The sequence below is a fragment of the uncultured Marivirga sp. genome (assembly GCF_963974845.1).
In the GTDB taxonomy this organism is placed as follows: Bacteria; Bacteroidota; Bacteroidia; order Cytophagales; family Cyclobacteriaceae; genus Marivirga; species Marivirga harenae.
Map to the genome: position 1 here is coordinate 283,415 of NZ_CAXBEQ010000005.1, position 19,974 is coordinate 303,388.

At 35.9% G+C, this 19,974-nt stretch carries 19 protein-coding genes; 9 read left to right on the top strand and 10 right to left on the bottom strand.

Features of this window, described 5'->3' with window-relative positions:
- Positions 1–111: 111 nt before the first annotated feature.
- The 4 genes from AAC601_RS13095 to mnmA all read right to left on the bottom strand — a co-directional run bounded on the left by AAC601_RS13095 (position 112) and on the right by mnmA (position 3,419).
- Positions 112–600 (bottom strand): YkgJ family cysteine cluster protein, encoded by a 489-nt coding sequence (locus AAC601_RS13095; protein ID WP_340153517.1) that lies wholly within the window; start codon positions 598–600, stop codon positions 112–114.
- A 71-nt stretch (positions 601–671) separates the two neighbouring features.
- Positions 672–1,487, bottom strand: a complete 816-nt coding sequence (locus AAC601_RS13100) for a S1-like domain-containing RNA-binding protein (RefSeq protein WP_340153518.1) — start codon at positions 1,485–1,487, stop codon at positions 672–674.
- Between the two features lie 146 nt (positions 1,488–1,633).
- Positions 1,634–2,308 (bottom strand): hypothetical protein, encoded by a 675-nt coding sequence (locus tag AAC601_RS13105; RefSeq protein ID WP_340153519.1) that lies wholly within the window; start codon positions 2,306–2,308, stop codon positions 1,634–1,636.
- Positions 2,283–3,419 (bottom strand): tRNA 2-thiouridine(34) synthase MnmA, encoded by a 1,137-nt coding sequence (gene mnmA / locus AAC601_RS13110; protein ID WP_340153520.1) that lies wholly within the window; start codon positions 3,417–3,419, stop codon positions 2,283–2,285. The genes AAC601_RS13105 and mnmA overlap by 26 nt, the downstream gene beginning before the upstream one ends.
- Positions 3,420–3,619: 200 nt before the next feature.
- Here mnmA and AAC601_RS13115 point away from each other — a divergent pair, with 200 nt between their 5' ends.
- The 5 genes from AAC601_RS13115 to AAC601_RS13135 are packed head-to-tail and all read left to right on the top strand — an operon-like array spanning position 3,620 to position 7,756.
- Positions 3,620–4,204 carry a redoxin domain-containing protein gene (locus AAC601_RS13115; RefSeq protein ID WP_303269464.1) on the top strand — a complete coding sequence of 195 codons (585 nt, stop codon included), beginning with the start codon at positions 3,620–3,622 and terminating at the stop codon, positions 4,202–4,204.
- A gap of 40 nt (positions 4,205–4,244) precedes the next feature.
- Positions 4,245–5,456: an Nramp family divalent metal transporter gene (locus tag AAC601_RS13120; protein WP_340153521.1), complete on the top strand. Its 1,212-nt coding sequence runs from the start codon at positions 4,245–4,247 to the stop codon at positions 5,454–5,456.
- A gap of 8 nt (positions 5,457–5,464) precedes the next feature.
- On the top strand, positions 5,465–6,220 hold the full coding sequence (locus tag AAC601_RS13125; RefSeq protein ID WP_340153522.1) for a 5-oxoprolinase subunit PxpA: 756 nt from the start codon (positions 5,465–5,467) through the stop codon (positions 6,218–6,220).
- On the top strand, positions 6,220–6,891 hold the full coding sequence (gene pxpB / locus AAC601_RS13130; protein ID WP_340153574.1) for a 5-oxoprolinase subunit PxpB: 672 nt from the start codon (positions 6,220–6,222) through the stop codon (positions 6,889–6,891). Before AAC601_RS13125 ends, pxpB begins: the two co-directional genes overlap by 1 nt.
- Positions 6,878–7,756, top strand: a complete 879-nt coding sequence (locus AAC601_RS13135) for a biotin-dependent carboxyltransferase family protein (RefSeq protein ID WP_340153523.1) — start codon at positions 6,878–6,880, stop codon at positions 7,754–7,756. The genes pxpB and AAC601_RS13135 overlap by 14 nt, the downstream gene beginning before the upstream one ends.
- 24 nt (positions 7,757–7,780) lie before the next feature.
- Here AAC601_RS13135 and AAC601_RS13140 read toward each other — a convergent pair whose 3' ends face one another.
- Positions 7,781–10,105: a transglycosylase domain-containing protein gene (locus tag AAC601_RS13140; RefSeq protein ID WP_340153524.1), complete on the bottom strand. Its 2,325-nt coding sequence runs from the start codon at positions 10,103–10,105 to the stop codon at positions 7,781–7,783.
- 152 nt (positions 10,106–10,257) lie between these two features.
- On the opposite strand from AAC601_RS13140, the gene AAC601_RS13145 reads away from it, so the two are divergent.
- Together AAC601_RS13145 and AAC601_RS13150 are read left to right on the top strand one after the other, a co-directional pair.
- On the top strand, positions 10,258–11,124 hold the full coding sequence (locus tag AAC601_RS13145) for a substrate-binding domain-containing protein (protein ID WP_340153525.1): 867 nt from the start codon (positions 10,258–10,260) through the stop codon (positions 11,122–11,124).
- Positions 11,125–11,194: 70 nt separating this feature from the next.
- Positions 11,195–11,629, top strand: a complete 435-nt coding sequence (locus AAC601_RS13150) for a peptidylprolyl isomerase (protein WP_340153526.1) — start codon at positions 11,195–11,197, stop codon at positions 11,627–11,629.
- 55 nt (positions 11,630–11,684) lie between these two features.
- Here the strand turns inward: AAC601_RS13150 and AAC601_RS13155 are convergent, their stop codons facing one another.
- The gene (locus tag AAC601_RS13155; protein WP_303269477.1) at positions 11,685–12,632 is read right to left on the bottom strand and encodes an OmpA family protein; all 948 of its coding nucleotides are present in this window, start codon (positions 12,630–12,632) and stop codon (positions 11,685–11,687) included.
- Between the two features lie 78 nt (positions 12,633–12,710).
- Here AAC601_RS13155 and AAC601_RS13160 point away from each other — a divergent pair, with 78 nt between their 5' ends.
- Positions 12,711–13,403 carry an NAD-dependent deacylase gene (locus AAC601_RS13160; protein WP_303269479.1) on the top strand — a complete coding sequence of 231 codons (693 nt, stop codon included), beginning with the start codon at positions 12,711–12,713 and terminating at the stop codon, positions 13,401–13,403.
- Positions 13,404–13,440: 37 nt separating this feature from the next.
- Here the strand turns inward: AAC601_RS13160 and AAC601_RS13165 are convergent, their stop codons facing one another.
- The 3 genes from AAC601_RS13165 to gyrB form a co-directional block, all read right to left on the bottom strand.
- Positions 13,441–14,301 (bottom strand): prephenate dehydrogenase, encoded by an 861-nt coding sequence (locus AAC601_RS13165; protein ID WP_340153527.1) that lies wholly within the window; start codon positions 14,299–14,301, stop codon positions 13,441–13,443.
- Entirely contained in the window at positions 14,298–15,458 is a 1,161-nt protein-coding gene (locus tag AAC601_RS13170; protein ID WP_303269483.1) for an aminotransferase class I/II-fold pyridoxal phosphate-dependent enzyme, read from the bottom strand. Before AAC601_RS13170 ends, AAC601_RS13165 begins: the two co-directional genes overlap by 4 nt.
- A gap of 171 nt (positions 15,459–15,629) precedes the next feature.
- A complete protein-coding gene (gene gyrB / locus AAC601_RS13175) occupies positions 15,630–17,591 on the bottom strand; it encodes a DNA topoisomerase (ATP-hydrolyzing) subunit B (RefSeq protein ID WP_340153528.1) in 1,962 nt (653 codons plus the stop codon).
- A 174-nt stretch (positions 17,592–17,765) separates the two neighbouring features.
- Between gyrB and AAC601_RS13180 the strand changes: the two genes are divergently transcribed.
- Positions 17,766–19,226 carry a leucine-rich repeat domain-containing protein gene (locus tag AAC601_RS13180; protein WP_303269487.1) on the top strand — a complete coding sequence of 487 codons (1,461 nt, stop codon included), beginning with the start codon at positions 17,766–17,768 and terminating at the stop codon, positions 19,224–19,226.
- Here AAC601_RS13180 and ung read toward each other — a convergent pair whose 3' ends face one another.
- Positions 19,227–19,889 carry a uracil-DNA glycosylase gene (gene ung, locus AAC601_RS13185; protein ID WP_303269489.1) on the bottom strand — a complete coding sequence of 221 codons (663 nt, stop codon included), beginning with the start codon at positions 19,887–19,889 and terminating at the stop codon, positions 19,227–19,229. It abuts the gene before it with no gap.
- Between the last annotated feature and the right edge of the window lie 85 nt (positions 19,890–19,974).

Genomic DNA, 19,974 nt, shown 5'->3' on the forward strand with positions numbered 1-19,974 from the left:
ATAAACATCCTCTAATTATTGTGCAAGCTTAATATCTAGAAGCACATTAATTTCTTTTATCAACTCCTCAGTACCTTTATATATGGATCAGACCGAGAACACCTTTTCATTTCACGCTTCTAAGTCTTTCATCCTTTCCAAAATACTATAGACTGCTGGACAAATCTCTGCATTCGTGAATGTCTTTTTCAATATCTGATGCATTCTTTTTCTGTTGGTATGAGGATATTCCCTGCAGGCAGTTGGCCTGCTTTTATAAACTATACATTTGTTATCGTAGCCTAAAAAAGGACAAGGCGCTGAATTCAATACATAATCGCCATCTTCATCAATATGCAAATATGTATCAATGAATTCCGGCACCCTCATCTTAACTGCTTTGGAAACCCTTTCTATATCTGATTGCTGAAAAATAGGGCTTGTGGTTTTACAACAATTGGCACAATCCAAACAATCCATTTTCTCGAAGACCTCTGCATCTAAAGCATGAAAATTATCATCTAGCTTTTTCTTTTTGCGCAATTGATGAAAAAAAGACTTGTTATGAGCAAGATAATCTTTGCTGTTTTCCTTCCAGTTTTGATATAGTTCGGTGCTCATAAGTTTACAATATAGTATTTGCTTTGAATCCTCTAAAAGCTTCAATTTTCTCATTAACAAGAATGCAAAGGCTAAACCAAATAAATCCCGTCTTCTTTAATCTGAATTTTCTTTTCTTTATACAAATGCCCGATTTGCCGTTTAAATTCCTTTTTGCTCAAGCCGAACATATCATATATTTCATCTGGTTTGGATTTGTCATGATAAGGCATAAAACCATTATGGTCTCTAAGCAACTCAAGGATTTCCTTTTGCTTTTCTTCCTTTTCAATTTTCCATTGCACATCCATTTTGCCATCTGCCCTTATGGATTTTATTTTTCCCTTGCCTTCCATTCCAATATCAAGCGGATCAAACACAGTGTTTTCATAAACCAATCCTTTATATTGTTGATTGATGACAACTTCATAACCCAAATCTGTAATTCGATATATCAATAAATCCACTTCCTGACCTTCTTTCAAATCCCCAGAACCTGCCTCTAAAAAGGATTCAATATGCATCGAAGCCACAATTCGATCGGTTTTAGGGTCTAAAGTGACATAAGCCACAATCAAATCGCCCACTTCCAGCTCATCTGTTTGTTCCGAAAAAGGGATAAGTAATTCTTTTTCTAAGCCCCAATCCACAAAAGCACCGACATTAGTGATTTGACGAACTTCAAACAATCTTGCCTGATTGAGTTCAGCTAATGGTTTTAAAGTGGTAGCAATAGGTCTTTGCGCAGAATCTTTATAAACAAAAACATTGATCTCATCTTCTACTTTCGTATTTTGTGGGACGTATTTATTTGGTAATAAAACATCTTCTTCTCCGTCTCCCAGGTATAGACCTTGTGGAGATTCCCGTAATACTTTTAATGTATTCCACTTTCCTATTTTTAACATAGCTGCAAGTTAAGACGGATTTGGGTAATTATAAACAGATAGAAGTGAGAAGTTAAAAACGCAAAAAATTGCGTCATTGAAGATTGTCATTAGAATAGAGGAAACTGATAGTTTTCTAACGAATTAAAATCTCTTTTTGAAAGATCTTAGTTAAATTCTCTACGCATTCGAACAGTTTTCCCAAACTCGATCTCTTGTAATCCCAAGCATTCTGTTTCTCTACAAAATTCCAATTGAGACGATACTTTATAAATCAATCCAACATTAGCAGCATAGACCTCAATTCTTTGGTCATAACTGGCTATTGAATCTTGGTTGTCTTCTTGGATTACTTGAACAGTATTCTCAAAAGTTGAATCTGCAAGCTCCTTGTCTTGGAAAGCTCCAGAAATGGTAAATTCGTCTTCTTCAAATTCCTGAGGTTTACCGTTCCAGCTTTTACCTTCTGCTACGGGGAAACTTAACTTCACTTCTTCTGCATTGCCTAATTTTAATTTAGCAAGATTCGTAGTTCGGGTTTTTACAATCGTAGAAACAATCTCTTTATCCCCATTATGATTGATATTGTAGCGATATCCTTCTAATTTAATTCCATTGTCTATTGCAACCGAATCTGTCCACTCATCTTGAATAGAATAACGGAGGGTATCGATGGTGCCATCATTATTGTAATTAATCTCTTCAACTGAGTAACTATCTGCGTTTTGAAAATCAATAGGAAAAAACTGTAGCCCCAATATTTCCTCATTAGGAGCTACAGTTGAATTTTCACAGGCAGCGAAAATTATAAAGAGACTAAATAGAATTAGATAAAGCCTCATTTTTTATTTTTTGCTGATTAAATGACGAATGAATCCAACCTCCGCCTATCACATCATCTCCTTCGTAGAAAACTGCAGCTTGGCCTGGTGCAATTGCAGGAATTCCATTGCCAAAGAATACTTTCATGGTGTCCCCTACTTGTTCAATTACAGCAGGAGCACCGTCATCATTGTATCTAACTTTAGTTACCGTGTCAAGGCGGTCGTTAAGTGCAGTATATTTACTCATCACTAGGTTTTTAACATACATTCCATCTCTGGAAAGTTCATCAAAAGTACCTAGAACTACTCTATTTTTATCTTTTTGAATTTCAGTTACATAAACTGGATATCCTAATGCAATTCCCAAACCTTTTCTTTGACCGACAGTATAGAATGGATATCCCTCATGAGTACCAACTACAGTTCCATCCTCAAGAACAAATTCTCCCCCTTTCACTTCTTCTTCCAATCCTTCTACTCTTCTTTTTAAAAATCCTCTGTAATCATTGTCAGGAACAAAACAGATTTCGTAAGACTCAGATTTATTTACCAATTCGTAAAAGCCCTTATCTTCTGCCATTTTACGAATTTCTGGTTTTGTTAAATCCCCTAATGGTAAGATTGTTCGGCTTAAACTTTCCTGAGAAACTCCCCAAAGTGCGTAAGATTGATCTTTATTCAAATCCTTCCCTCTGGAAATAACAAACCTGCCGTTTTCCTCTCTTACTTTGGCATAATGTCCAGTAGCAATATAGTCACAGCCTAATTTGTCTGCCCTTCGTAATAATGAATCCCATTTAATATGGGTATTGCATAAAACACAGGGATTAGGGGTTCTTCCAGCCAAATATTCATCGGTAAAATGATCGATTACGTAATCACCAAATTCCTCCCGGATATCCAAAATGTAGTGTGGGAAACCCAAATTAACTGCTAAGTTTCGGGCATCATTGATGGAATCCAAGCTGCAACAACCCGTTTCTTTTTTGGAACTGCCAGATGAGGCGTAATCCCATGTTTTCATTGTCATGCCAATGACCTCATAGCCTTGTTCGTGCAATAGAACGGCTGCCAATGAGCTGTCTATTCCACCGCTCATGGCTACTAATACTCTTCCTTTTTTGCTCATAATTCACGTTTTCACAGGGTTCACAGCCCTGCTTTGGTGACACATTTATTTTGTGATGTCAACAACTTTTATTGACAGAAAGGGCAAAGTTAAGGAGAAAATATATATTTCGTTAAATGATCATGAATTATCGATCAAATTAAAACCAAAAATGCTAGTTCATACGTTCGTGTAGATACATTTAAAATATAAATATTTATATGACACTTCATTCTACAGCTTTAGCCCCCTTATTCAATAAAAAAGACATATTTGGTCGTCAGATTAATTTAGAGGATTATAAAGAAAAAAAGTTACTTATTGGATTTTTTAGACATGCCGGTTGTCCGTTTTGTAATTTAAGGGTTCATGCTTTAACTAAAGTACATGAAAAATTAAAAGCAAAAGGACTAGAAATGATATTCTTTTTCGAATCCAAGGAAAGTGTATTATTGCGAAGCACTTTTCATAAAGAGGTCTCACCAATTCCGCTGATATCGGATCCCGATAAAGAAATCTATGCTAAATATGGTCTAGAGGAATCAAAAAAAATATCTAGAAATAGCCACATCACAAGCTTTATTCAAACCGCCATTAAGGCTAAGTTTACAGGTGTCCCTATGAATATGCCTGAAGAGCAGGAGTCTCTAAACACCATTCCTGCCGAATTCTTAGTGGATAAAGGATTGAGACTTAAAAAACTACATTATTCCAAGAGCCTTACTGATAGACTTGATTTAGATCTGATTGAGAAATTTGCTGATGACAGTAGCATTTTTGAAGAAGAATATAAAGCGGTCTCCTAAGCATTCCCGATAATTATATTAACTTTTGGCAAAAAAGTGAATGCTAAAAGATTTAAAGCAATTGGGACCAGGAATGATAGTGGCTGCCGCATTTATTGGGCCAGGTACTGTTACAACTGCTAGCATGGCTGGAGCGGGATATGGTTATACACTGCTATGGGCCATGCTTTTTTCTATCATTGCGACAATAATCCTCCAGGAAATGACTTCAAGATTGGGGACGCAAGCAAAAATGGGGCTAGGTGAAGCCATTCGCAAAAAGTCCTCAAGTAGATTCCTAAAATATTTAAGTTATTTTCTGGTAATCAGCGCCATTGTGATTGGAAATGCGGCATATGAATCAGGGAATTTGGCTGGCGCAGTCATGGGCTTTGAGAACTTTCCTCAAATTTTTGGAACCAATATATTGTTAATCTTGATTGGTCTTATTGCCTTTACACTATTATTTGTAGGCAAATACAAATATATTGAGCGATTTTTAGTTCTTTTAGTAAGTTTAATGGGAATAGTTTTCATTCTTGCAGCTTTACTATTACAACCCTCTTTTATTGAAATCATGGAAGGCCTTTTTATCCCGGTAATTCCTGATAAAGCAGGATTGATGGTAGTGGGTTTGATTGGCACCACTGTGGTTCCCTACAATTTATTTCTGCATGCATCCGCTAGTAAAACAAAATGGAAAGATGGTGACTCGTTGAAATTATCAAGGTTTGACACTATCCTTTCCGTAAGTTTAGGCGGAATCATTACGATGGCTATAATGATATCAGCTGCCGTAGCATTTAAAGGAAGCCCTCAAGAAATTGATGGGATCAGTGCTTTGGGGCATCAACTCGATCCACTTTTAGGAAGTTGGTCATCTCATTTTATTGCTTTCGGATTTTTAGCCGCTGGATTTTCTTCAAGTATAACAGCACCATTAGCGGCAGCATATGCCACATCAGAGATATTGGATTGGAAACATGGATTAAAAAACAAAAAATTTAAAATGGTGTGGGCTTTTGTACTTTTTACAGGTATCATAATTGCTTCACTAGGTTTCCGTCCAACTGCCTTAATTTTATTTGCACAAGTAGCCAATGGATTACTTCTCCCAATTCTGGCCATCTATCTTTTATGGATTGTCAATGACAAGGCGCTCATGGGAAAACATGTGAATTCAAAACTCATAAATGTTACTGGCGTTGTGGTTATTATTGTGACTTTAATTTTGGGAATAAAAAGTATAATTGGTGCATTGGGATTTATATAATGAATAATATGGCTTCAATAGATATTAATTGTGATTTAGGTGAAAGTTTTGGTCAGTTTTCAATGGGAAATGACGATGCAATTTTCCCTTATATCAGCTCATGCAATATTGCTTGTGGATTTCATGGTGGTGATCCTTTACACATGGAAAATACTATCAAGAAGGCAATATATTATGACGTGCAAATTGGTGCACATCCCTCCTATCCGGACTTAGCTGGATTTGGAAGGCGTAAAATAAGGCTTTCAAGTGATGAATTAAAAGCAACTATTAAGTACCAAATTGCAGCATTGCAAGGCATGGTTAAAAGTTTGGGAGGAGAATTGAAGTATGTAAAAGCCCATGGTGCATTGTACAATACAATTGCCCATGATAAAAAGGAGGCAGAAGTTTTTCTTAAAGCAGTTAATGAAATCAATCCTAGCCTGGCCATTTTGGGACTTGCTGGAAGTCCTTTTCAAGAATTCACTCGGAAATTTGGATTCAAGTTTATCAGAGAAGGTTTTTTGGACAGGAAATACCAAGAAGATGGCCAATTGATGTCCAGAAAAGAAGAGGGATCTGTTTTGCAAAGTGTTGAAGAAAGCATTGAACAATTCCAATCAATAGTCAAAAATGGTGAAGCCAAAACGGCAAGCGGAAGGAAAATCAACTTGGAAGTAGATAGTTTATGTATTCATGGAGATAACCCGTTAGCAGAGGATATATTGAAAGCCATACATCAAATAGAAAATAAAATCAGCATAAAAAAATTAATACTGTGATGGAAATTATTCCTTATGGAGATAATGCTTTGCTCATTAATTTTGAACAAAAGATTGACTCTGAAACTCATCAATTAGTCAAATCTTATCATAATGCCATTATTAATATTGAAGAAGTTGTTTATCAAATTCCTGCTTACTGCTCCATTACGGTAGTATTTGATCCTGAATCTATCAATTTTGAAATATTAAAAGATAAGATCAAGGAATTAGGCATAAAGCCAGAACAAACTCAATCAAAATCAAAAATCATTGAAATCCCAGTTTGCTATGAAACAGATTATGCCCCTGACATCGAATCTCTTGCTCAAGATTTAAAATTAAGTCAAGAAGATATCATTTCTTTACATACTAGTCAGACTTATGATGTTTATATGATGGGCTTTTTGCCTGGATTTCCTTATTTGGGTAAATTACCAAAAGAATTAGAATGTAAACGAAAATCAACTCCAAGAAAGCTCGTAAAATCTGGAAGTGTGGGATTAGCAGGTATTCAAACTGGAATTTACCCTAGCGAGGCACCGGGTGGTTGGCAATTGATTGGTCAAACACCTTTAAAAATATTTAACTCAAGAAAAGAAGAGCCTTTTTTATTAAAAATGGGTGATCTGGTTAAGTTTTATACTATTTCTGCCACAGAATTTAAAAAGATTCAAGATGAAGCAAAGTGAACTGACCTTAATATTTTTGAAAGCAGGAATGCAAACAACCGTTCAAGATCAAGGAAGAGCAGGTCTGCAACATTTGGGAGTTCCAATTGGAGGAGCGTTAGATAAACGTTCTGCCGAATTGGCTAATTATTTGGTTGGTAACAAGCAACAAACCCCCGTGCTAGAAATAACCATGATGGGGCCTGAAATTCTATTTGATACAGATGCTTTAGTGGCTGTAACGGGAGCACAGTTTGATATTTACATTGATAATAAAATTGTAAAAAACGAAGAAGCCTTTCATGTGAAAAGTGGTACGATTGTTAGGTTCGGACAGTTAAATTATGGATGCAGGGCTTATATGGCCGTTGCAGGTAAATGGAACGCCAAGAAATGGAAAGGAAGTGCTAGCCCTATTTTGCAAGCAGCTGAAGCAACACCCGATAGCATAATCAAAAAAGGCTCTAAATTGAAAATTGAATCAGCACATTTGAACAAAAACGGAACTTTAGACAAAAATACTTCAACTCCCCCTTTAGCCAATAAAATAAGATTAAAAGTAAAACCTGGACCTGAATTTGAAAACATTTCAAGGACTGCGATCGCAAAGTTCTTTGGCCAAGGTCACCTGATCACTCAAGATGCCAACAGAATGGGCTATAGATTAAAAACAGAACTAACCGCATTAGAAGAAAAGAAAGAAATGATTTCCTCGGGTATTATTCCGGGAACTGTCCAGCTTACAAGTAGTGGTCAGCCCATCATACTACTAAATGATGCGCAAACAACAGGTGGATATCCTAGAATTGTGAATATAACTGATAAGGACTTAGATCAAATAGCGCAATTAAAACCTGGTGATGAAATCTGGTTTAGTCTTGAATGAAATAAACGTTCAAAAAAAAGCTATTTAGTCAGATGACTCGTCCTTTTTGAACAACTTCTTAATTCGTTTAAATAATCCTTGATTTTGCTTTCCCTCCTCTTCAAAATTTTTACTTTTTTCCTTGTCAGGATTTGTGAAGAGCTTTTTTAGAAATCCATCTTCCTTAATAGGAGGACAGTCCATCAAGCCCTTTGCTTCTTCTGATAAACTGGGATATTTGCTCTTACTGTAATGATTTAAGCTAGCATCAGCATTTACTTTTTGCATCCATAATCCGAAAATGGGTAAAGCAGAATTAGCGCCCTGTCCAATTGATGTACTTCTAAAACCAATACTTCCTATGTCTGTCCCTGCCCAACTTAGCACCACCAGATTTGGTAAAAGTCCTACAAACCAACCGTCTCTATTATTTTGAGTGGTTCCAGTTTTACCTGCTATATCATTATTCAATTTATATCTCCATCTCAATCTTGATGCAGTGCCTGAATTGACAACTTCTTGCATCATTTTTAAAATCATTTCTTGATTAAGTGTGGAAAACGCTTTTTCATTTTGCTTCTCTGGCTCAAATTCTGCCAATACAGTTCCTGAACTATTAGTAATCTTTTGTATAAAAAATGGTTCTGAAGATTTGCCATCATTTAAAAAAGAAGAATAGGCTTTTGCTAATTCAAGCATGGTAAGCTCTGCAGTTCCTAGTGCCAATGAAGGGACTTCGGGCAATTTAGATTCTATTCCAACATTTTCAGCAAACTCTAGTAATGATGGAATACCAGTCTCTTCTAATATTTTGACAGAGACAGTATTCATGGATTTCCTTAGCGCTTCCTGCATATTAACATTTACATATGTGTAATCCTCATCATCGCTATTGGTTGGTTTCCATCCTTCCAAGTTTTCATATGCAACTGCACTGGCAGGAAAGTACTCACAGGGTTTCACTCCATTCTCCAATGCATTTAAATACACAAAAGGCTTAAAAGTAGAACCAAGCTGTCTTCTACTTTGTGAAACATGGTCATATTTGAAGTATTCAAAATCAATTCCTCCTATCCAGGTTTTAACAGCCCCGGTTTTCGGTTCTATTGCTAAGAATCCAGCTTGCAACGTTTTTAATGCATGCTGAATGCTATCAATAACACTCATAGTCTGTACTTCAGCACCCGACCAGTTGAAAACTTGCATTTTCTTTTTCTCCCTCAATATTTGTTGAATTTCCTGCTCGGTTTTCCCTTGTGATTTTAAGGCTTTATAATGGTGAGTTCTTTGAATATGCTTTTGATAAACTCCTTTCTTTTTCCAAGGCGCAAGATTGCCCCAATTTTCTTCGAAAGCTTTTTGTAAATTCTGCATATGCGTTTTCATAGCAGTTTCAGCGTATAACTGCATCCTTTTATTTAAGGTAGTATGAATTGTTAAACCATCTCCATATATATCAAGTGATTCGCCAGTTTCCTTTTCATATTTTTCAGCCCATGAAATCAGGTTCTTCCTTACTTGTTCCCTAAAATAAGGAGCGATCCCCTTGTCCGCCTTCATAGGACGGTAATCTAATTCAATATCTTCCTTAACAGCCTTTAAGTATGTCTCTTCACTTATTTTATCATACTTTTTCATTTGGGACAGAACAATATTTCTTCTATCTATACTATTCTCTGGAAATATTCTTGGATTGAATGTGTAAGTAGCTTTCAAACTTCCTACTAAAATGGCCGATTCGCTTAAATCTAACTTATTTACTGGCTTGTTAAAAAAAGTGCGTGAAGCGGCCTCAATGCCGAAAGTATTATCTGGAAAACTAACTGTATTTAGATATAAAGTTAGTAGATCCTCTTTAGAATATATTTGCTCCAGCTCTTGAGCAATAATGGCTTCCTTGATTTTGATTACAAGAATCTCAAATTTATTCGAATATTCACGAGGAAATAAATTCTTTACCAACTGTTGAGATAAGGTGCTCCCACCTCCGCCCGATCGATCTTGTAGAATTATAGTTTTCACTAAAACTCGTAGCAAACTTCGATAATCAATACCTGAATGCTCGAAAAAACGGATATCTTCTGTTGCAACTAAAGCATCGACAAGATGGTCTGGAAAATCAGTAAATTCTACATTAGAGCGAAAATTACGATAAAGGAAGCCAATATTTTCCCCATTCTCATCCACAATTTCTGTAGCTTGAGAATTTTTAATATTAGTCAAAAACTCTTCATTTGGTAATTTTCCAAACAGGCCAGATTTGATACTATAGAAAAACAAAACTAATAGTAAAAACCCGAAGCCAATCAGCAAGGATATGTATTTGATAATTTTGTTCTTTAGACTGTTTTTTCTTTTCTTCTTTGGCATGCTGTTGAATTATCCTGCGAAGAACGGAAAAACAGCTCAAAAAGTGTAATGAAAATGTCATAAAGGGCGAAAAATCAAACAAAACCTGTGATATTTCATTAATTCAAAAAAGAAAGATTGTATGTTTGTACACTCAAAAAAGGAAGAATACTGTGAGTAAAACCATAAGAATAGGCGGAGTACCAGAACATTACAATACACCAATCCACCTAGCAATAGAATCCGGAGCCATTAAGAATGAAGGCTTACAAATTGAATGGATAACATTTGAAGGAGGCACAGGCGAAATGAGAGAAGCACTCATCAATAATAAAGTTGATATTTGTGCTATTTTAACAGAAGGTATAGTGAGTGGGATTTTACAAGGTGTGCCTGCCAAAATCATCAGCGGTTATGTAAAAAGCCCACTAATTTGGGGCATACATAGCGGAACAGAGAACCCGATAAGAGACCATAAAGAGATTTACGATAAGCAGTTTGCCATTAGTAGAATTGGATCCGGTTCACACTTAATGCCAATAGTAGATGCTTTAAATAATGATAAAAAAATAGAGGAATCGCAGTTCAAAATTATCCAAAACCTAAAAGGCGCATTAGCATCACTTCAAAAGCAGGAAACAGATGTTTTTTATTGGGAAAAGTACACCACCAAGCCTTATGTTGAAAGAGGAGAATTGAAACGTATCGGTGAATATGTAACGCCTTGGCCCTGCTTCGTATTAGCAGCACATACTGAAATCATTAATGAAAGGCCCAAGGATATATCAAGAGTACTACGGCAAATACAACGTACTTCTGCCATGTTTATGGAAAATGAAGACGCAGTAAACATGGTTAGTGAACGATTCAAAATTAAAAAAGAAGACGCTGCCAAATGGTATCATGCTACTGAATGGGCTACGGACGGCTGGGTTAGTAATAAGATGCTGAAAAATGTAGTATACACCTTAAAAGAAGCTAATATAATTGATGAAATGGCGGATACTGAACAACTCGTTTGGCAACGCAATAGTATTTAAAAGTACAGAACACAGAAAAGCAAGCCGGATTGATTAAGACTAGTAATTTCAATAAGATTAATATATAATTATGAGCAAAGCAGAAATAGTAACGAACAAAGGCACATTAAAAATTGAATTTTATGATGATGCCACACCCAATACGGTAAAAAACTTTCACAAATTGGCAAAAGAAGGATTTTATGATGGTTTAACTTTCCATAGAGTGATTCCCGATTTTGTGGTACAAGGTGGTTGTCCTGATGGAACAGGTGCTGGTGGCCCAGGGTACTCCATTGACTGTGAAACAGATGGAGACAAGCAACATCATGAAAAAGGAGTTTTATCAATGGCGCATGCTGGAAAAAACACGGGAGGTTCTCAATTCTTTATATGTCATAGCAGACAAAATACTCAACATTTGGACGGCAAGCACACTGCCTTTGGAAAAGTGTATGAAGGTTTAGATATCATTGATGAAATTCGTCAAGGGGATGTGATGGAGAAAGTGACGATTTTGGAGTAAGAAGCTCGAAGTAGGAAGTTAAAAATACTTCCTACTTCTAACTTCCAGCTTCCAACTAATTGCTTTCTAAAATCTGAAATAACTCATCCAACTTAGGAGTTAAGATAATTTCTGTTCTTCTGTTTTCTTTTCTACCTTCAGCATTCTCGTTTGCGGCTTTCGGTGCAAATTCACCTTTCCCCGCAGCAGTAACCCTATCAGGAGAAGCCCCATTTTGAGTCAAAATCCGTACAATGGAAGTAGCTCTAAGCACGCTTAAATCCCAATTATCTTTTAAATATTTGTTGTTCCCTGAAATCGGAACATTATCCGTATGTCCTTCAACCACAATATTCACATCTCGACTGTCTTTAAGAACTTGGGCTAATTTCTTTAGTGCCTCAGCACCTTTTGCATCTACCACAGTACTGCCCGAGTTAAAAAGGAGCTGCTCAGCTAGTGAAACATAAACTTTTCCGTTTTTGACCTCTACCGTTAAATCATTTTCCTTAAAATTTAGTAGTGCCTCACTTACTTTCTGTTTTAAAGCATTAACTGCAGCTTCTTTATCGGCCAACACCTTTTCAAGTTCCGCAACTCTCTCTTCGCGCTCCGCTAAATTTGCAGCTAATTCATCATTTCTTTGTTTGGAAATCTCTAAGTCAGCCTCCATTTGAAGCAATTGCTTTTCTTTATTAGAAAGATCTTTGTTGAGTTTCCCACTACTACTCATCAACTTATCATAGTAATCATTCAGTGTTTCATATTGTTGCTGTAAAGAATCCAGACTACTTTGAGAAGCCTGATACGCTTTTTTGCTTTGCTCAAGTTCCTCTTGTGCTTCTAATAATTGCGATTCTAAAGATTCAATGGTGTTATTTTTCATTTCCACCTTATCTTCCAACTCCATTTTTTCAGCGTCAGTCTTGACTTTTTCGGCTAGAAGCTCATCATATTTCTTCTGAGTAACACAAGCAAAACTGCTAAAAATTACTAGGGCAATTAAAATTTTTTTTACTAACATTTTTTCAGGTTTTATTATATTGAAGCTTGTAACGAAACTTACTAAAAATAGATTGTATCTTTTCAAATATATATAGTTATGCGAAAGAACTTAGTAGTTTTAACAGGTGCTGGAATAAGTGCAGAAAGTGGTATACCAACATTTCGGGGAACAGATGGTCTGTGGGAAGGCCATGACGTAATGGAAGTGGCATCTCCACAAGGCTGGGCCAAAAACCAAAGCTTGGTTTTAGACTTTTATAACCAAAGACGGAAGGCTGTTTTAGATGCTGAACCAAATGAAGCACATAAAATGCTAGCTGAATTAGAAAAGGATTATGATGTTCAAATCATAACTCAGAACATAGATGATCTGCATGAAAGAGGCGGTTCTTCAAAAGTTTTACATTTACACGGTGAAATAAAAAAAGCAAGAAGCTGTGTTGACGAAAATCTAATATATGAGCTTAATGGCTGGGAAATCAAAGAAGGAGATTTATGTGAGAAAGGCTCTCAATTGCGGCCGCATATTGTTTGGTTTGGTGAAATGGTTCCGATGATTGAGCCTGCAGCTCGAATAACCGCCAAAGCAGATGTTTTATTAGTGGTTGGTACATCATTGCAGGTCTATCCTGCAGCAAGCTTAATTCATGAGGTGCAAAGAAATATCCCTATTTATGTGATAGACCCTAGCACTCCGGAATACTATGGTACTAATCAAATTACAGCAATAGCTAAAGGTGCAGTTGAAGGCATGAAAGAGGCAAAAGAGAAATTGATTGCTTCGTGCTAAGAGAATTAGGCTGTCAAAATCAATAACGAGATTTCTGTTAATCCAAAACCTTTCTAATTTCATTTGCTTTCTGCATCAGCACCTTAATCTCATTAAAGTTGTCTGATTTTAACTGCTCCTGAAAGTTCATTAATTGCAAAATATACTCATCCAAAGCTTTGCTGAGGTATGATTTATTTTGTTGGAAAATCGGAGCCCACATATCTGGAGAGCTTTTTGCCAAACGTACTGTGCTTGCAAACCCACTTCCAGCCAAATTCAGAATATTTTCTTCATCTTTCTCAATATTCAAAACGGTCAATCCTAGCATGAATGAGCTAATGTGAGATAAGTGTGAAACATAGGCTAAATGTTTATCATGACTTTCAGCATCCATAAAAATATTATCCATTTCCACTAGCTTAAAAAACCAATTGGCACACTCCTTTGCTTCGGTATTGCATAATTCAAATTCACAAATTAAATTTTTCTTCCCACGAAAAAGGCTTTCAAAGGCGGATTCTGGACCAGAATATTCTGTTCCTGCAATTGGATGTGCCGCAACAAATTGCGATCTGTTATTATGATGACTGACGGCTTGACAAATACTAGACTTAGTGGATCCCGTATCAACAACAACCGTATTTGACGAAATATTGGATAGTAATTGCGGAAGTATTTCAATAATTGCATTCACGGGAATTGCCAAAATGATTAAGTCAGAACCCAACACTTTGGAGTCATCTGAAGTCTTAATTTCATCAATCAAATTCAATTCAAGGGCCTTTGCTGCATGAGCAGGGTTTTGATCTACGCCATAAATTATAATGTCGGGAAACTTATTCTTTACAACTAAAGCAAAACTACCTCCAATTAAGCCAAGTCCAATGATACTGAGACTATTAATTTTCTGAATCATAAAGCAAAATTTTGAAGCCGATCTAATGCGATTCTATATTGGCTTTCAGTAGCACATAGTGAGATTCTAATATAGCCCTCTCCTTGTGTACCAAAAATAAATCCAGGAGTTAAAAATATTTTATAATTATTCAATAACTGATCAATCAAGTTTGCAGAAGATAATAGCTTTGGAGGCAGTTTAGCCCAAATGAATAGTCCTTGTTGCTTCTCATCAAAAGTGCAGCCTAATTTCTTCAGGATTGCTTCCGCTAAAATTCTTCTTTGTTGATAAATCTCATTTAAATCATCAAACCACTTATCTTCTAATTTCAAAGCTGCAGTTGCCGCAAGTTGCAAAGGCTTAAACATACCACTATCCATATTGCTTTTTACTTTCAAAATTGCATTGAGGAATGCGGAGTTTCCCATACACCAACCAATTCTCCAGCCTGCCATATTATGTGACTTACTTAATGAGTTCAACTCTATCGCCACATCTTTGGCTCCTTCCAGAGACATTATACTTTGATACTTCTTATTCAAAATCATAGAATAAGGGTTATCATTTACAATCAGAAATCGGTGCTCTTTAGCTAATTCAACTAACTGTTGGAGCACATCCACAGAATATTGCACTCCACTAGGCATGTGAGGAGAATTGAGCCAGAGTAATTTAACTTTGTTCAACTCCAATTTCTTCAGTGAATCGATATCGATTTGCCAATTATCCCCTTCTGCTAAATTGTAGTACTGGATATTCGCTTGCACCAATTTACCTACTGCTGCATAGGTAGGGTAACCCGGGTTTGGAACCAAAATCGTATCTCCACTATTGACAAAAGCCTGTGTAATATGCATGATCCCTTCCTTGGAACCGACTAAAGGTAAGATTTCTTCCTCAGCACTTAATTCCACCTCAAAGTATTTTAGATAATAATCAGCGATAGCATTACGCAATTCTGGAATTCCTCTATATGATTGATAAGCATGTACATCATGTTTTATAGCAGATTGATTTAGAGCATCTACTACCTGCTTATGTGGAGCCAAGTCTGGACTCCCTATTCCAAGATTTATAACTGGGAAATCAGGATTATCCAAAGCGCTAACTTCTCGAAGTTTTTTACTAAAATAATATTCTTCAACTCCTTTAATTCTATTTGCAGTATCTATCATTATCGAAACTAAATTAATGCAATTTGGACGTCATTCTGACGCTTTAATAAGTTGGCTAATCAAAACAGTAAAAAAATATATGCTGATTTTCAGAAAGACATGAAATTCTCGCCAACAAAAAAGCCCGAGCGATAAACTCAGGCCTTAATATAAGTGATTTAATGAAAATTTTTAAATATCAATTTTAGCATATTTGGCATTTTTCTCAATAAAGTCTCTCCTCGGTGGTACTTCATCCCCCATCAACATGCTAAACAAATGATCCGCTTCAGCAGCAGATTCTACGGACACCTTCTTCATTTTTCTAGTTTGAGGATCCATTGTAGTATTCCAAAGCTGCTCAGGATTCATTTCACCCAAACCTTTATATCGTTGTAAATGAACGGCTCCTTCGGTGCCATCTGGCGATATTTCCTTAACTACTTCTACTCTTTCATCCTCTGTAAATACATAGCGCTCTGTCTTTCCTCTTTTAATTAAGTATAATGGTGGTTGAGCGATATAAACATATCCTTTATCAATCAATTCACGCATATACCGGAAAAATAAAGTAAGAATCAGCGTTCGAATGTGAGAACCATCGACATCAGCATCCGTCATGATCACTATTTTATGATATCTTAATTTTTCAAGGTTTAGCGCTTTCTCATCATCTACAGTTCCAAATCGAACTCCCAAAGCGGTCAAGATATTTTTGATTTCATCGTTATCATAGATCTTATGCTCTTGGGCTTTCTCTACATTTAAAATCTTACCTTTCAAAGGCAGAATAGCTTGAAAATTACGGTCACGACCTTGTTTGGCCGAACCTCCTGCTGAATCACCCTCTACCAGATACAATTCACAAATTGCAGGATCTTTTTCAGAACAATCTGCCAATTTACCTGGCAATCCACTTCCAGACATCACATTCTTCCTTTGCACCATTTCTCGAGCTTTCTTAGCTGCATTTCTCGCTTGCGCTGCTAAAATCACCTTCTGAACAATGGTTTTTGCTTCTCTAGGATTTTCTTCCAAGAAATGTTGAAGTGTTTCGGAAACACAGCTTTCGACTGCTCCCATCACATCCGAATTACCTAATTTAGTTTTGGTCTGACCTTCGAATTGAGGTTCTGCTACTTTTACAGAAATAATAGCCGTCAATCCTTCTCGGAAATCATCACCTGTGATTTCAATTTTTTGCTTTTCTAAAAGCCCTGATTTGTCAGCATAACTTTTTAACGTTCGTGTTAAAGCTCTCCTAAAACCAGAAACATGTGTACCTCCTTCAATAGTATTAATATTATTCACATAAGAAACTACATTTTCAGTATAAGAGGTATTGTAATTTAAAGCAACTTGAACAGGAACACCATTCTTTTCCCCTTCCATGTATATAGCCTGCGGAATTAATTTCTCTCGGCTACCATCTAAGTAATCAACAAACTCTAATAAACCTCCTTCTGAGAAAAAGTCTTCTTCTTTTACATTTCCTTCTTCATCCTTTTCTCGATGGTCGATTAATTTGATTTTAATACCAGCATTCAAGTACGCCAATTCCCTTAATCGAGAAGCAACAGTTTCATATTTATAAACAGATTCTATAAATATAGTCTCATCTGGTTTAAACTGAATTTTTGTTCCCGTTACGTCCGTTTCACCCACAGGCTTAACAGGGGCTTTCGGAAAACCTTCAGAATACTCTTGTTCATAAATTTTACCGTCCCTGCTATAAACCGTAGCTCTGAGCATGGTTGATAAAGCATTTACACAGGAAACCCCTACCCCATGCAAACCACCAGATACTTTATAAGAATCTTTATCGAACTTTCCACCAGCATGCAAAACAGTCATCACAACTTCTAATGCAGACCGACCTTCTTTCTCGTGAATATCAACAGGAATACCACGGCCATCATCAGTAACAGTAACTGAATTATCTTCATTTAACTCTACTTTGATTTCAGAGCAATGCCCCGCCATGGCTTCATCAATAGAATTATCTACAACCTCCCAGATCATGTGATGAAGACCTTTTATTCCGACATCGCCAATATACATGGCAGGTCTTTTCCTTACTGCTTCTAATCCCTCTAAAACGGTAATATTACCCGCTGAATAATCTTTGTTCTTATTATCTTTTTCTGTACTCATAGTGTTTTTACCAAAAGGTCAAAAATAGGTTATTTTAATGGATTTTGATAGCTTTCTTATCTGTTTTTTACTTTTTGTATCGTTATCGGGGATTAAAATAAAAAATAAGATATTTTGCTATTCCATTTTAAATACTATATCTTTAGTATTTAATCATTAGTTAGTTATTCTTCTATGAAACGATTTATAATATTTCTCATAGTTATAGTTGGATGTTATCAACAGCTCCAAGCTCAAAAAACATATAAATTTTACAATGAGCAAGATTCTATTGACTATCACCACTACCAAATGATCATGAGCAACGGCTTTAAGATTAGCGTGGAGGATGGAGTTTTTAAAAGAGAATTAGTGGACAGTAGCTACCAAGACCCACAAAATTTCATTGGCTATGATTCTGCCTTTTCGTTGTTGAGAGAAATACCTAAATTCGACTACTATCTTAGATCGCAATCTGAAACTCACCTTCGGGCAAACCAGCTTAAAAACCACAATAAATACGATACTATTACACATATTTCTTTTGAAGGAGAAGATATTAAAAGGCTCCCGCTATTTAAATTGTTAAAATGTAAAAATTTAAAAGAAATCGAATTAGTTAACACATCTGTAAAAAAAATCCCATGGTTATTGAATTGGTCCATATTCGGTTTGGACAGCTTGGAAACCATCCGAATTTATAATCATGCTCCAGGTCAAAGGATAAAATTTACAAGAAATATAAATATTAAAGAATTGGTGTACAGAGATAGTCCTTACTCTCCAGTTCCTAAAAACTTCCACAAGCTTAAGAATGTGAAAGAAATTGATTTTGCTAGAAATGATTTTAGAGAAGATTCAAAATTTCATCTAGAAAAGCTACAAAATTTAGAACATTTAAACTTATCTAGAAATAATATAGATCTTCAAAACATAGCTAAAGATAGCGTTGAAGGTCTTAAATACATTGTATTATCCTTTAATAACTTAACTTCAGTTCCAAAACAGATTGGTCTATTAAAAGATCTAGTCGACTTACAATTTGCTGAAAATGACATCAAGAGTGATAATATTCATCCTGCGTTAGGAAGTTTAAAGAACTTGGAAGTATTATCATTTTATAAAAACGATTTAGACAGTCTCCCGTCTTTTCTTTTCAACTTGATAGAGTTAGTAGAATTAGATTTATATTTTAATCAAATTGAAAAACTTCCTGAAGAGCTAGGAAACCTACAAAAACTAGAAAGACTATATGTTGCTCATAATCGATTTTTCAGTATCCCTGAAAGTATTGGCAAGCTAAGGTCATTAAAAGAATTCTATATTCACCATAACAGGATTTCCTACTTACCGGAAAGTATAGCAGACTTAGAACACATAACAGATTTCCATATCCAGAACAACTATTTCCAAGGTTTCCCTGAGTTTATATTGAACTATAAGGAACTAGAAGATCTAGATATTTCGTTTAACGAAATCCATACATTCCCTACAGAAATACTGAAACTTGTAAATCTTAAATATCTCTGGATGAGAGGAATAACTTTTGAAGCAGGTAATAAAAAAGAAGCAGAAGAATTAAAAAATACTTTGGAGACTCTACAGCGAAATGGGGTTAAGGTGAGCATTGAATTAGAGCAAGAAATCAGTCCGTAATTACCACTCAACTGCCTCCAATTGTTGGGAGGTTAAGTATTCATTGCATTTACCAAATGGTTTTGACCCAAAAAAGCCACGGTGAGCCGAAAAAGGTGATGGGTGGGCTGATTCAATAATAAAATGCTTGCTTCGATCAATTATTGCCCCTTTCTTCTGTGCGTAGGCTCCCCATAATATAAAAACTAGGTTTTCTTTTTCACTAGATAGCTTGTGAATTACAGAATCAGTGAAATTCTCCCAGCCTCTCTTCTGGTGAGAGCCTGGTGATTTTGCCGCTACAGTTAGGGTTGCATTCAATAAAAGAACTCCTTGTTTAGCCCAGCCTGTTAAATCGCCATTGGGGGGCATTGATTTACCGAGGTCAGCTTTTCTTTCCTTAAAGATATTGACCAAAGATGGTGGCATTGCAACACCGGGGTGCACTGAAAAACAGAGGCCGTTAGCTTGACCTATACCGTGATATGGATCTTGTCCCAAAATTACTACTTTTACCTGATCAAACGGGCAAGCGTCAAAAGCCTTGAAAATTTCTTTTGCAGGAGGATAAACAGTTTTATTTTGATATTCAGATTTTACAAATTTTGCCAGATCAAGGAAATAATCTTTCGTAAATTCTTTTGACAACCTATTTTTCCAACTTTGTTCTATTTTTACCTGCATAAATTAATATTTACCCAAATTTAGAAAAAGATATAAAAAGCCAATAGATTTAAGGCTATGTAATAAATCAATAAACTATTAATGT